This is a genomic window from Xanthomonas hortorum (genome assembly GCF_024339125.1).
GTDB lineage: Bacteria > Pseudomonadota > Gammaproteobacteria > Xanthomonadales > Xanthomonadaceae > Xanthomonas > Xanthomonas hortorum.
This window is the reverse complement of the sequence record NZ_CP101417.1, coordinates 4,442,274-4,455,102: the sequence shown is the minus strand read 5'-3', so window position 1 is coordinate 4,455,102 and position 12,829 is coordinate 4,442,274. Positions and strand designations below refer to the sequence as shown.

Here is a 12,829-nt window from a genome sequence, read left to right as displayed (position 1 = left end):
GCGCAATCATTTCTGTCAGCCGCCTTTGGCGCTATCTGGATGGTCCCAGGCCGTGTTGGTCGGTTGGTCGGTTGGCCGGTTGGTCGAGGGCGCGATGACCTCGCCGCTCGCGGGACACGCCGCAAGTACGTCCATGTAGGCTCGGTGGCGGCATCCATGCCGCCACACGGTCCCGCAATCGGCGAGGACACCGCACCAGACAGTTAGTCGGCTGCTTCATTGAAAACATGCATACCGACTATCTCCACTGGTCCTTGCCGGCCCACCATCGCGGGACCTTACGCGGCATGGATGCCGCGTAAGAGCCTACACGGACGTACTTGCGGCGTGTCCCGCGATGGTGGGCGAGCGAGGGCCCTGCAGCAAACCCGCAGATCAGCCGCACCCCCCCCTGTCGATGACGCGTAATCGCCTGGCACGCCCGTCATTCAACAAGACAACATGGCTTGTTCGTATTTTGAGGCCTTATCACCCTTGGCTTTTGCGTGACGTGATTGCACACTCGAAGGACCGTGGTGACGGTCGGCGTTGGGCCGGCTGCACCGATGCGGCCGGCGGATTCCGGTCGTCGGAGAGCCTTGAATGGCGACGAGTGTGCGTATGCGAAATACCTTGACTTTGTTTTCGTCCAACGACGACGTGTTGTGCCACCGGGTCCGCTTGGTCCTAGCGGCGAAAGGGGTGACCTACGACCTGGTGCCGGTCGACCCACAAAATCCTCCCGAAGATCTGATCGATCTCAATCCCTATCACTCGGTTCCCACCCTGGTCGAACGCGACCTGGTGCTGTACGCCGCATCGGTGGTCAGCGAGTACCTTGACGAGCGCTATCCGCATCCGCCGCTGATGCCGGTCGACCCGCTGTCGCGCGCGCGCCTGCGTCTGGCGATGCTGCGGATCGAGCACGACTGGGTGCCGCAGGTGCAGGCCATCCAGCTCGGCAACAAGACCCAGGCCGAAGCCGGCCGCAAGCGCCTGAAGGAACTGCTCACCGCATCGGTGCCGTTGTTCAAGGCCAGCAAATTCTTCCTCAATCCGGAAATGAGTCTGGCCGATTGCGCCATGGCGCCGATCATCTGGCGACTGGACGCATTGGAGATCGGCCTGCCCAAGGACGGCAAGGCGATCGAGGACTACGGCAACCGGATCTTCCGCAATCCCGGCTTCATCCGCAGCCTCACCGATCAGGAACGCAAACTGCGCGACATGCCGGGCTGATGCGAGGGCTGTATGCCAACAGACCGAGGTCCGATCGTAGCGCCGCCGCTGCGGGCCGTGTGCGGGTAAAATGACGCCATGAGCGAAGATTTCCTCCGCATGACCAGCCATCGCCCGTACCTGTTGCGGGCCTTGGTCGAATGGATCAACGACAACGGCATGACGCCGCACGTTCTGGTGGACGCAGGCCTGCCTGGCGTGCAGGTGCCTGCCAGTGCCGTCAAGGACGGCCGCGTCGTGTTGAACATCGCCGAGCGCGCCGTGGTCGGGCTGCAGGTCGACAACGAAAGCGTGCGCTTTACTGCACGCTTCGGCGGCGTCAGCTATCCGGTGATGGTGCCGATGGCCGCCGTGCTGGCGGTGTACGCACGCGAGACCGGGCAGGGCATGGCCTTGCCGGACGACATCCCGGGCACCAGCACCGAGCCACCGGATCCCGGCGCACCGCCGCCACCGAGCCCGCCTACGCCGGACGAGTCGCCAAGTGCCGGCAAGCGCCCGCATTTGCGTGTGGTCAAGTAAGTGGACGTCCGGACGCGCATTGCGCGTCCGGCGTTCGATGTGTGGCAGGCGCTCGGTTATTGATGCGCACTGTGCGCATGAGGCACATGGACAATGGTGCTGCGACGAGCAGACGTGCTGCTGGGCAGGCACTTTGCAGTCGACGCATCGGTGCTGTCGATGCGTGATCAGCGCAGCGCAGACTTCGGTGGCGCATGCTCAAGCGCAAACGATGCATTCGGATGCGCGCAACCTAGTCAAGCCATACTCAATTCAAGCGCTCATGGTCCGGGTTCAGCGGCGTCACCGTGGCCACTTGCGGGCCGGTGAAGGCGATCAGCTGATCGCCGCGCAGCACCAGGCGACCACTGTGGCGGTCGACGCCGTCGTGCGAATACTCGAAACGAAACGTCCGCTCAAAGCCCAGCCAACCATTGGGTTTGCGGCAAATACGGATATTGGTGGAATGCACGCTCTGGTCCAGCCACTGCACATCGGCGGCGCGGCAGGCATTGCGGCCGAGGATATCGGCGCGTTCGGCAGCGGCACGCGAGGAGTTCCAGAACGCGTACAGCGCGGCGCCGGCAATCATGAAGAGAATAAGGCTGGGCATGGGCGCCAATGTGCCACGGCACGCGCCCGATCGACAATCGTCGTGCCAGGCCGCAGCGTTGCGTTGGCGGCTGGCAAGACATCCTGCCTTGGCCACAGTCTCCGACGATCATGCAGCTAGCGTCCTCGTTGCACCGGCTATGGAAGCGTTCTCGCTGTCCCAGCATTGGCTGAGCACACGTCGAAAACCTGCATAGGCCTGGCGCGAACGGCGCGCACAGGCGGATATGTACCCGCGATACGTCGATGGCGAGCGCTGAACACACTCGTCTGAACGCTAGGCAGTAGCATCGATCACTGCGCTAAACCATTCACCGCCATTGCTGTGTCTGGCTTGCGTCGGCGACCGCGCACCCCCATCCAGTGAACTCCCGCCGAGTTGAATCCGCGCACCGCTCGCCCTAACTTGGCGCGACGGTTCGGGGCATTGCCTATGCATCCTGTTCTGCAGCAGTTCCATCCTGTCGTGGCCGCATGGTTCGCGCAGACCTTTGCTGCGCCCACGCCGGCGCAGATTGCCGCGTGGCCTGCGATCCAGGCCGGGCGGCACACGCTGGTGGCTGCGCCGACCGGTTCGGGCAAGACGCTGACCGCGTTCTTCGCCGCCATCGATGCGCTGATCCGCGATGGTCTGGCCAACGGCGGCGCATTGCCGGACGAAACCCGCGTGGTCTACGTGTCGCCGCTGAAGGCGCTATCCAACGACATCCATCTCAATCTGGACGCGCCGCTGCAAGGCATCCGCGCAGCCCTGCGCGCAGACGGTTTGCCTGATGTAGCAGTGCGCACGGCGGTGCGTACCGGCGACACACCGCAGCGTGAGCGGGCCAAACTGCGGCGCGTGCCGCCGCATATTCTGGTGACCACGCCGGAGTCCTTGTATGTGCTGCTGGGCTCGGCCTCCGGGCGCAACGCGCTGCGGCACGTGCGCACCGTCATCGTCGATGAAATCCATGCGGTGGCGGCGGACAAACGCGGTAGCCATCTGAGCCTGACGCTGGAGCGCCTGCAACGATTGGCCGAGCGCCCGATCACCCGCATCGGGCTGTCTGCCACGCAGAAGCCGATTGAAACGGTCGCGCAATTTCTGGTCGGCGTCGGCGAAGACGGGCAACCTCCACCGCAGTGCGACATCGTGGATATCGGCTACACCCGCACGCGCGACCTCGCGCTGGCCTTGCCGCCGACGCCGCTGAGCGTGGTGATGTCCAACGACCAGTGGCTGCAGGTGTATGCCGAGGTGGCTGCGCTGGCGCAGCAACACCGCACCACGCTGGTATTCGTCAACACACGGCGCATGGCCGAGCGGGCCGCGCGGCATCTGGGCGATCTGCTCGGCAAACAGCGCGTGGCCGCACATCACGGCAGCCTGTCGCGCGAGACGCGCCTGCTGGCCGAGCAGCGCCTCAAGGCTGGCGAATTGACCGTATTGGTGGCCACCGCATCGCTGGAACTCGGGCTGGATATCGGCGATGTCGACCTGGTCTGCCAGCTCGGCTCGCCACGTTCGATCGCCACGTTTCTGCAACGCGCCGGACGCGCCGGGCATGCGGTCGGTGGCACGCCGAAGGCGCGGCTGTTTCCGCAGACCCGCGACGAGTTGGTCGAATGCGCTGCGCTGCTCGATAGCGTGCGCCGCGGCGAGCTGGACGCGCTACGGATTCCGCTCGCGCCGATCGATGTGCTTGCACAACAACTCGTGGCCGAGGCCGCCTGCGAGGACTGGGACGAAGATGCGCTGTTCGCGCTGGTGCGCCGCGCGTGGCCATTCGCTCAGCTGCGCCGGGAGACGTTCGATCGCGTGGTCGGCATGCTGTGCGAGGGCTTCAGTACCCGGCTCGGGCCGCGTGCGGGTTATCTGCATCGCGATGCGGTGCACCGCCGCCTGCATGCACGCCGTGGTGCGCGCATGACCGCGCTGACCTCCGGCGGCACCATTCCCGAGACCGGCGACTACAGCGTGGTGCTGGAGCCGCAGGCGGAAAAGATCGGCACGGTGAACGAGGATTTCGCGGTCGAAAGCCTGACCGGCGATGTGTTTCAGCTCGGCAATGCCAGCTACCGCATCCTGCGTGTGGATGCGGGCCGCGTGCGGGTGGAAGATGCCAAGGGCGCGCCGCCGAACATTCCGTTCTGGCTGGGCGAGGCGCCGGGCCGCAGCGATGAATTGTCGGCGGCGGTGTCGCGGTTGCGTGGCGAAGTTGCGGTGCGGCTGGACAGCGCGCCGTTAGAAGGCGCGCTACTCGAAAGCACGCCACGCGCCACCGCGCCACATCAAGCCGCCTGTGATTGGCTCTGCAGCGAGTTGGGTCTGGCCGCCGAAGCCGCGCGCCAACTGGTGGACTATCTCGCGCACGCCTGCGCGGCGCTGGGCACCATGCCGACCCAGCAATGTCTGGTGATGGAGCGCTTCTTCGATGCCAGCGGCGGCACCCAGCTGGTGATCCATTCGCCGTATGGCAGCCGCATCAATCGCGCCTGGGGGCTGGCGTTGCGCAAGCGTTTTTGTCGCACCTTCAATTTCGAATTGCAGGCCGCGGCAACCGAAGATGCGATCGTGCTGTCGCTGTCCACCAGTCATAGCTTTGCACTGGAGGAGGTGGCCCGTTATCTGCACTCGTCATCGGCCGAGCATGTGCTGATCCAGGCGGTGCTGGATGCGCCGCTGTTCGGCGTGCGCTGGCGCTGGAATGCGACCAATGCGATGGCGTTGCCGCGCTTCACTGGCGGCAACAAGGTGGCGCCGCAGTTGCAACGGATGAAGTCCGAAGATCTGCTGGCGAGCGTGTTCCCCGATCAGGTCGCCTGCGTGGAGAATCTGGTCGGCGAGCGGCAGGTGCCGGACCATCCCTTGGTGACGCAGACGCTGCAGGATTGCCTGCATCAGGCCATGGACAGCGAAGGCTGGTTGCAGGTGCTGCGTGGGCTGGAATCCGGCGAAATCACGGTGGTGGCGCGCGATCTGGCCGCGCCATCGCCGCTGGCGGCCGAGGCCTTGAACGCGCGTCCGTACGCGTTTCTGGACGACGCGCCGTTGGAAGAGCGCCGTACCCAGGCGGTTCAAAACCGCCGCTACACACCGCAGACCAGCGACGATCTGGGCCGGCTCGATCCGGACGCCATCGCCTCGGTGCGCGAGGAAGCCTGGCCGCAGCCACGCGATGCCGAAGAAATGCACGAAGCGCTGGTCGGGCTTGGCGTATTGCCCGTCGACGAAGCCGCCGATGCGCAATGGCAGGCCTGGTTGGCTGCGCTGGCTGCCGATGGCCGCGCCAGCTGTATCGCGTTGAACGGTGCGCCCGCGCTATGGATCAGCGCCGAGCGCATCGACTGGTTCATGCCGCTGTATCCAGATGCGTCGCCACAACCGCCGTTGCAGGCGCCGGCCGATTGCCATGTCGCCGAGTGGGAACGCGACTGGGCTGTGCGCGAACTGCTGCGCGGGCGCCTGTCTGCGATCGGCCCGGCGCAGGTGCCGGCATTGGCGGGCGCACTGCATTTGCCGCAGGCCGAGATCGTGCTCACGCTGGCGGCATTGCAGCGCGAGGGCTATGTCATGGCCGGGCAGTTCAGTGCGCAGGCGCAGTCGGAGGAATGGTGCGAACGCCATCTGTTGGCGCGCATCCATCGCTACACCCTGGGGCGCTTGCGCCGCGAGATCGAACCGGTGTCGCAACGCGATTACGCGCGCTTTCTGTTCGAGTGGCAGCACCTCGACAGCGCCAGTCGTGTGGCCGGCCCCGATGCATTGGCCGGTGTTGTCGGGCAGCTGGAAGGCTTTGAAGCGCCCGCGCTGCTGTGGGAGAGCGAGCTGCTACCTGCGCGGGTACGCGACTACCAACCGGCGTGGCTGGACGAGTTGTGCACGGCCGGGCGCACCGTGTGGGCACGGCTGCGTCCCGGCGGTGGCCGCAGCGGTGCCGCGTTGCGCGCGACGCCCATCGTGTTATTGCCGCGTCGCGAAGCGCAGCGCTGGAGCAGCCTGGCACGCGGTGTCGATGACGCACCGTTGGGCTCACGCGCGCAACGCGTGGCAGAGGTGTTGCAGCAGCAAGGCGCGTTGTTCTTCGATGAGATCGCCGATGCCGCCCGCTTGATGAGCACCGAGTTGGAAGACGCGTTGAGCGAGCTGGTGATGCGTGGCCGCGCGCATTGCGATAGTTACGCCGGCTTGCGTGCGCTGCTGGTACCGGCCTCCAAGCGACCGAGCGCGTTGTCGCGCCACCGTCGCCGCGCCAGTGCGCTGGGCATTCGCGATGCCGGTCGCTGGGCGCCGGTTCGCACGCTGCCGGAATTACCGTTGGCCGAAGCCGGCGAGCGGCATCAGGACACCCTCGAACACGTTGCGCGCACGCTGCTGCGTCGTTATGGCGTGGTGTGTTGGCGGTTGCTCGAACGTGAGGCTGCATGGTTGCCGCCGTGGCGCGAATTGCTGCGCATGTATCAACGGCTGGAAGCGCGCGGCGAGATCCGGGGTGGTCGCTTTATCGCGGGCCTGTCTGGCGAACAATTCGCGTTGCCGGATGCGATTGCCGCGTTGCGCCGGGTGCGTGCGCAGCCGCTGCAAGGGCAGTGGGTGTGCGTGAGTGCGAGCGACCCCAGTAATCTGCTCGGCAGTCTTCTGCCGGGCGAGCGCATCGCGCGCGTGCCGGGCAATCGCGTGGCTTATCTCGATGGCCTGCCGGTGGCGGTGTGGGCGGCAGATCGCTTCCAGCCGCTGCAGGAACTCACAGCTGAACAAGCCGAACAGGCACTGCGCTTACTGCAACGTGGCCCAGGCGCTGCCGAGCAGACGCCGATGGAACACTGGCTGGCTCAGTCGCCCGGCAGCACCGCGCGCGCGCCGGTCACGCGCGGAAGCGGGCGCGACAAATAGCGGCTATCGGGGACCACCCAGCGCCACGGCGCATCCACCGCCTTGCGGATGCCGATGCGCGGCGTCGTCAGCGGGATCGATGGCGGCGGCAGGCCATCGTCTTCGATCCACAGCCGCGCGCTTGCGTCGGTCAGATCCAGCCCGTTATCGGCAGCCGTCACGCCGAAGGCCTGGGCCAGGCGACCGGGTCCGGTGGTCAGGGTCTTGAGCGGGGCAGCGCTGCGTGCAGCCTGCATGGAAGCGATCCCAGCCAGCGGCTCGAGCGCGCGAATCAGCACTGCATGGCCAGGTGCGCCGCCGCACACCGCGTTGATCGCCCAATGCATGCCGTAGATGAAATACACATACAGATGCCCGGGCGCACCGAACATCACCTGCGTGCGTGGAGTCATGCCGCGGAACGAATGCGCTGCCGGATCTTCGCTGCCGCAATACGCCTCGACCTCGGTAATGCGCCCGCGTCGTCCGTCCGCACTGACCAACACCTTGTTGAGCAATTGCGGTGCGACGCTGCGTGCGTCGTGATCGTAAAACGTGCGCGGGAGTGGCCGAGGCGACATGCACGCAGCCTAGCGGCGTGGGCGTGATGTCGCTGCGGGTGTCCCTCAGGACTGTCCCGGACAACGCGCGAATCGCGGGTAGGATTTTTCCGAATGTGGGCTATTGCGAGCGCATGACCGGTCACAAAAGCGCACATCCAATTGCCTGAATAGGCATCGCGGTAATGCCCGCATCTCAAGCGCATTTTACCTGCGCCGATAGCCATTAACGAACGGTTTAGAAACGCCGCGTCGTCGTGATCGCTACCTCGCAGCACGCCATCGCTTGTCCTTGCAGCGCTTGTCGCGCGCACCATCCTCAAGAGAACTTTCCAATGTTAGGCAACTTCAGAATCGGAACCAGGCTGATCGTGGCGTTCCTGATCGTCTCGGCGATCGGCGCATGCATCGGCTGGGTGGGCTATTCCAACTCCGGTCGTATCAGCGACCTGTCGAGCTCGCTGTACGAGCGCGAATTGCTGGGCTTGTCGAACGTGAAAGAGGCCAATATCAACCTCATCTATGCCGGCCGCGCACGCGCCAATCTGTTATTGGCCAGCAGCGCCGAAGAACGCCAGTCGCATGTGCAGAGCATCGACAAGTACACCGCCAGGGTGGTCGATCACATCACCCGTGCGCGTGGCAGTTTCGAAACCGAAGAGGGCAAGACCAAGCTGGCGCAGTTCGATCGCGCCTGGCAAAAGTATCTGGACGAGCGCGGCCGCTTTATCGAAGTCGCCAACCGCGAGGCCTTGCGCGAAACCAATCCGGAATTGGCAGCGCTGTCGCGCGCCGTGCGCGCCAGTTCGGATGAAGTCGATAACCTGATGACCGATCTGAGCAGCCTGCGCGAGCGCAGCGCGGCATCGGCCAATGCGGAAACCGGTGCTATCCATGCACGCGCTTCCAAACTGCTGATCGCCATCATTTGTGGAGGTGTGCTGCTTGGCGCGATATTAGGTGTGGTGATCAGCCGCAGCGTCACTGGCCCGATCCGCCGCGCAGTGGCGGTTGCCAATGGACTGTCGGAAGGCGATCTGAGCATGCGCATCGAGGTGCAGGGCCGCGATGAAACCGCGCAGTTGCTCGAAGCCATGCGCACCATGGTGCAGAAGCTGTCGCAGGTGGTCGGCGAGGTCAATACCAGTGCCGAGACCCTGGCCAGTGCATCGGAAGAAGTCAGTGCCACTGCGCAGAGCCTGTCGCAGGCCGCCAGTGAACAGGCCGCTGGTGTGGAAGAAACCAGCGCATCGCTGGAACAGATGACCGCATCGATCAGTCAGAACACCGAGAACGCGCGCATTACCGATGGCATGGCCACTCAGGCCGCGAAAGAAACCATTGAAGGTGGCGAAGCAGTGGTCGCCACCACCCAGGCGATGAAGCAGATCGCGCAGAAGATCGGCATCATCGACGACATCGCCTATCAGACCAATCTGCTCGCGCTCAACGCGGCGATCGAAGCGGCGCGTGCCGGCGAACATGGCAAGGGCTTTGCCGTGGTCGCCGCCGAGGTGCGCAAGCTGGCCGAACGCAGCCAGGTGGCCGCGCAGGAGATCGGCGAAGTGGCAAGTTCCAGTGTGGAATTGGCCGATCGCGCAGGGCGTTTGCTGGACACCATCGTGCCCAGCATCAAGCGCACCTCGGATCTGGTGCAGGAGATTTCCGCCGCCTCCGAAGAGCAATCTTCCGGCGTCAGTCAGATCAACTCGGCGGTGGTGCAGCTCAGTCAGACCACCCAGCAGAATGCCAGCGCGTCCGAAGAACTGGCCGCCACTGCCGAAGAGATGAGCGCGCAGGCCGAACAACTGCAGCAGAGCATGGCGTTCTTCCGCCTGGGCGGGCAGGGGCCTGCGAGCACGCCGCCCAAGCGTGGCAAGGCGGTCGCCGCACGTCCGGCACGCGCCGCAGCTGCACGTGGCTGGCGCAGCACTGCAGCGCCGGCCTACGCCATGTCCGAGGGCCCGGACGAAGGCCAGTTCGCCCGCTTCTGAGAGACCGACCGATGACTGCACAGACCCCCGATGTGATGCCTGGCGACGCCAATGCGGCGGCCCAGTACCTGACCTTTCAACTGGCCGGCGAAACCTTCGCCATCAGCATTCTCGGCATTCGCGAAATCATCCAGTACCGCGCCCCCACGCCGGTGCCGTCGATGCCGGCCTGCGTGCGCGGGGTGATCAATCTGCGCGGTGCGGTGGTGCCGGTGGTGGACCTGCAATCGCGGCTGGGGCGTGCCGACAGCGCCATCGGCAAACGCAGCTGCATCGTGATCCTGGCTACCGAGCAGGCGCAGGGACCACAGGTGATCGGAGTGTTGGTCGATGCGGTCAACGCGGTGATCGAACTGGCCGATCAGGACATCGAAGCCGCGCCCGCGTTCGGTACGCATATCCGCCGCGATCTGCTACGCGGCATGGGCAAGGTCGGCGAGCGCTTTGTGGTATTGCTGGAGATGGAGCAGGTGCTGCATGTCGAGGAGATTGCCGGCACTGCCGATGCACTGGCCGCCTGAGCTGCAGCCTCGCCAGACGCCTGAACCAGGCATCTGGCGAGCGCTACCAATCAATCCTGCAGGTACCAACCAGCGAAGCGATGCACGCGGTTGCGCCCGCTGCGTACCGCGATCTGCAATGCATGCCGCGCGCGCGCCAGCAAGGCGTTGGTGTCGTGCGAATCGCAGGCAGGTGCATCCACCAGCCCGATGCTGACCGTCAACGGAACATTCGGCCAGGTGGCCGTTTCGATTGCCGCACGGATCCGTTCGGCGATTTCCACAGCGACCTGCGCCGACGTCGACGGCAATGCCACACACAGCTGATCCGAATTCAATCGGGCCACACTTGCGGTGGGCGGCAGCTGCGCTTCGATCATTCTTGCGGCCTTGACCAGTGTTGCATCCGCCGCAGCCGCGCCGGCCTGCAATTTCTGCCGTTTGAAACCATCCAGATCGATCAGCAGAAAGCCGAGCGATGGCTCAGCCGAAGCACTCGGCGCGTCTGCAAGCGCGTGCACTGCGCGCTCCAGACCGGCGCGATTCCACAAGCCGGTGAGCTCGTCGCGCAGCGCGTCCAGCTCGACCAGCTTGGCTGCGTGGCGCAACTCGATGGTAGTGACCACTTGCCGCGCCAGCGCCTTCAGTGCGTCGCGCTCGGCCACCGACAGGCGCCGCGGCGTGCGATCCAGCACGCACAGCGTCCCCAGCGCGATACCGTCGGAGGTCAGCAGCGGGGCACCTGCATAGAAGCGGATCTGCGGTTCGCCGGTGACCAATGCGTTGTCGACAAAACGCGCGTCCAGATGGGTGTCGCCGACTTCCATCACCTGATCGGGTTCGAGAATGGCATGCGCGCAGAACGACAGATCGCGCGGCGTTTCGCGCGGCTGCATGCCGATCCTGGATTTGAACCACTGGCGTTGCGTGTCGATCAGCGAAATCAGCGCCATTGGCGTCCGGCACACTGCCGCAGCGATCGCAGTGAATTCGTCGTAGCTGGGTTCGGGCGCGGTATCCAGGATCTGGTAATCGTGCAGTGCGGCCAGGCGATCGTCTTCATTGGCCGGCATGCGCGCGCCAAAGGTCGCGTTGATGCCACCGGGCAACAGTGTCGCGTGGATCAGGCTCAACGCGGGCGCGTCGGGATTCTGCATGCAAAAGACCACCAGGACAGGGCGCCGTCAGGCGATGAAAGACGAGGTGCGAGCACGGCGATGGCCGGTACAACCGAGCCATCGCCTGACTGTTGGAACCAGCGCGCCAGCCACCCTAGCGGCGAGCGTCTGCCTAGATCTTGCCACAGGAGCCACCGCGCGGACGCATCGAGCCATTTTAGAGCGGCTAACAAACGTAGCGAGCGGTCCTTAGGTGGCTGCGGGCGGCGCGCAGGAACTGGAGTGTAAGAGTGGTACATGCCGATTCCGAGCAACGACCGCGCGCACCTGGCGGCCGCGCAGTAGTTTTGCCAGCCGGTTTAGTCCCAGCTGACTGCGTGCCGACATCGCAGTGGCATCACTCGCCCTGACCGGCGTTGCCGTGCGGACGGCGGTTGTTTTCTTTGTCGATCTGCAAGTCCTTCTGGCCCGGGCGCTGCTTGGCCGCCTCATCGTGCTGACGGTCCTGCTGGCTTTCGGCAGCGCCATGCTGATTCTCTGTGACGTTGTCGGGCTGTTTCTGCTCATTGCTCATGGCGTGCATGTCCAGGGTGAATGAAGAAACGGACGTTAGCGCGCGCGGTGTGATCCTGGCGGCATGGTTCCGTTGTCACGGCTGCGCACGCTCAAAAGCCCAGGTCGGCGCCGAGTGAGTAACCCGAATGCCGCCAAGCGACAAACAAAAATCCCCGGCAACCAGTGGTTGCCGAGGATTCCTTGAAAAACAATGGTGGAGCGGAAGGGGATCGAACCCTCGACCTTCGCGATGCGAACGCGACGCTCTCCCAGCTGAGCTACCGCCCCACGTGCCTTGGATTCTAACCACATGCCGCGCGGTTCGCCAAGGGCTGGCTTGCGGTGTCGGACCGCACCGTCAGAGGGGGCGATCCGGATCAACGACGCGCTGCAATCACTCGCCGATCAGCGGGAACTTGAGGTCCGGGTTCTTGGCCTTCCATTCCTTGTACGACACCGAGCCTTCCCATGCAGCGAACGCCTTGGGGGTGCGGCCGCGGCCGGACCAGGTTTCGCCGGTGTGTGGCAGTTCGTACTTCGGCTTGACTTCGCTACGGCCGCTCTTGACCACTTCCTTGCGTGCGGTGCCGGTGCCCAGGTAGCCGGCGATATCGTTGCGCTGCTTGGTGTTGAAGTGGCCGGCGAACTGTTCGAGCAGCGAGACGATGGTGGCATGCGCAGACGATGCTTCGCTTGCGCGCTCGGTCTTCTCCTGTTCTTCCAGCTTCTGCAGTTCCTCCAGCAGCTTGGCTTTGGCTTGTGCGATGGAATCCAGTTTCGAAGTGGTATTGCTCACAGAGGTATAGCCTCGGAATAAAAAAGTAGTGGAGACGCCGCCCAGAGGGCGCGCGTCATTATGGCATGCGACCCGGGGGCGGCCGTTAGTCGCGCGGGTGCCTGCTCAGGGTGTGAAACC

The 12,829-nt window shown here is 64.8% G+C and carries 10 protein-coding genes, 1 tRNA gene and 1 other RNA gene; 6 read left to right on the top strand and 6 right to left on the bottom strand.

Annotation, left to right across the window (positions count from 1 at the left end; genetic code table 11):
• The first annotated feature begins 582 nt into the window (after window positions 1-582).
• Both NMB96_RS19105 and NMB96_RS19100 read left to right on the top strand, forming a co-directional pair.
• On the top strand, window positions 583-1,218 hold the full coding sequence (locus NMB96_RS19105) for a glutathione S-transferase N-terminal domain-containing protein (protein ID WP_006453247.1): 636 nt from the start codon (window positions 583-585) through the stop codon (window positions 1,216-1,218).
• 78 nt (window positions 1,219-1,296) lie between these two features.
• Window positions 1,297-1,740, top strand: coding sequence for a ClpXP protease specificity-enhancing factor (locus tag NMB96_RS19100; protein WP_023904247.1), 444 nt, complete (start codon window positions 1,297-1,299; stop codon window positions 1,738-1,740).
• 247 nt (window positions 1,741-1,987) lie between these two features.
• On the opposite strand, the gene NMB96_RS19095 is transcribed toward NMB96_RS19100, so the two are convergent.
• Window positions 1,988-2,332 (bottom strand): DUF3301 domain-containing protein, encoded by a 345-nt coding sequence (locus NMB96_RS19095; protein ID WP_023904246.1) that lies wholly within the window; start codon window positions 2,330-2,332, stop codon window positions 1,988-1,990.
• A 432-nt stretch (window positions 2,333-2,764) separates the two neighbouring features.
• Between NMB96_RS19095 and NMB96_RS19090 the strand changes: the two genes are divergently transcribed.
• On the top strand, window positions 2,765-7,207 hold the full coding sequence (locus NMB96_RS19090) for a DEAD/DEAH box helicase (RefSeq protein WP_255085421.1): 4,443 nt from the start codon (window positions 2,765-2,767) through the stop codon (window positions 7,205-7,207).
• Here NMB96_RS19090 and NMB96_RS19085 read toward each other — a convergent pair.
• Window positions 7,147-7,767 carry a DNA-3-methyladenine glycosylase gene (locus tag NMB96_RS19085; protein WP_043889263.1) on the bottom strand — a complete coding sequence of 207 codons (621 nt, stop codon included), beginning with the start codon at window positions 7,765-7,767 and terminating at the stop codon, window positions 7,147-7,149. The genes NMB96_RS19090 and NMB96_RS19085 overlap by 61 nt on opposite strands.
• 314 nt (window positions 7,768-8,081) lie before the next feature.
• Here NMB96_RS19085 and NMB96_RS19080 point away from each other — a divergent pair, with 314 nt between their 5' ends.
• A complete protein-coding gene (locus tag NMB96_RS19080) occupies window positions 8,082-9,740 on the top strand; it encodes a methyl-accepting chemotaxis protein (RefSeq protein ID WP_023904244.1) in 1,659 nt (552 codons plus the stop codon).
• A gap of 11 nt (window positions 9,741-9,751) precedes the next feature.
• Window positions 9,752-10,261, top strand: a complete 510-nt coding sequence (locus NMB96_RS19075; RefSeq protein ID WP_023904243.1) for a chemotaxis protein CheW — start codon at window positions 9,752-9,754, stop codon at window positions 10,259-10,261.
• A 50-nt stretch (window positions 10,262-10,311) separates the two neighbouring features.
• Here the strand turns inward: NMB96_RS19075 and NMB96_RS19070 are convergent, their stop codons facing one another.
• Together NMB96_RS19070 and NMB96_RS19065 are read right to left on the bottom strand one after the other, a co-directional pair.
• Window positions 10,312-11,397 carry a GGDEF domain-containing protein gene (locus tag NMB96_RS19070; protein WP_043889262.1) on the bottom strand — a complete coding sequence of 362 codons (1,086 nt, stop codon included), beginning with the start codon at window positions 11,395-11,397 and terminating at the stop codon, window positions 10,312-10,314.
• A gap of 185 nt (window positions 11,398-11,582) precedes the next feature.
• Window positions 11,583-11,657, bottom strand: a non-coding RNA gene (locus NMB96_RS19065) — sX9 sRNA.
• A 92-nt stretch (window positions 11,658-11,749) separates the two neighbouring features.
• Here NMB96_RS19065 and NMB96_RS19060 point away from each other — a divergent pair.
• Complete coding sequence (locus tag NMB96_RS19060; protein WP_176339802.1) at window positions 11,750-11,956, top strand: hypothetical protein; 207 nt, start codon at window positions 11,750-11,752, stop codon at window positions 11,954-11,956.
• Window positions 11,957-12,125: 169 nt separating this feature from the next.
• Here NMB96_RS19060 and NMB96_RS19055 read toward each other — a convergent pair.
• Together NMB96_RS19055 and NMB96_RS19050 are read right to left on the bottom strand one after the other, a co-directional pair.
• Window positions 12,126-12,201: transfer RNA gene (locus NMB96_RS19055), tRNA-Ala, on the bottom strand.
• Window positions 12,202-12,307: 106 nt separating this feature from the next.
• Window positions 12,308-12,709 carry an H-NS family nucleoid-associated regulatory protein gene (locus NMB96_RS19050; RefSeq protein ID WP_023904240.1) on the bottom strand — a complete coding sequence of 134 codons (402 nt, stop codon included), beginning with the start codon at window positions 12,707-12,709 and terminating at the stop codon, window positions 12,308-12,310.
• Between the last annotated feature and the right edge of the window lie 120 nt (window positions 12,710-12,829).

Bases quoted from the DNA above. Each gene is read 5' to 3' on its own strand.
- NMB96_RS19075 (WP_023904243.1), top strand. From the start codon at position 9,752: ATGACTGCACAGACCCCCGATGTGATGCCTGGCGACGCCAATGCGGCG.
- NMB96_RS19070 (WP_043889262.1), bottom strand. From the start codon at position 11,397: ATGCAGAATCCCGACGCGCCCGCGTTGAGCCTGATCCACGCGACACTG.
- NMB96_RS19080 (WP_023904244.1), top strand. From the start codon at position 8,082: ATGTTAGGCAACTTCAGAATCGGAACCAGGCTGATCGTGGCGTTCCTG.
- NMB96_RS19095 (WP_023904246.1), bottom strand. From the start codon at position 2,332: ATGCCCAGCCTTATTCTCTTCATGATTGCCGGCGCCGCGCTGTACGCG.
- NMB96_RS19100 (WP_023904247.1), top strand. From the start codon at position 1,297: ATGAGCGAAGATTTCCTCCGCATGACCAGCCATCGCCCGTACCTGTTG.
- NMB96_RS19090 (WP_255085421.1), top strand. From the start codon at position 2,765: ATGCATCCTGTTCTGCAGCAGTTCCATCCTGTCGTGGCCGCATGGTTC.
- NMB96_RS19085 (WP_043889263.1), bottom strand. From the start codon at position 7,767: ATGTCGCCTCGGCCACTCCCGCGCACGTTTTACGATCACGACGCACGC.
- NMB96_RS19105 (WP_006453247.1), top strand. From the start codon at position 583: ATGGCGACGAGTGTGCGTATGCGAAATACCTTGACTTTGTTTTCGTCC.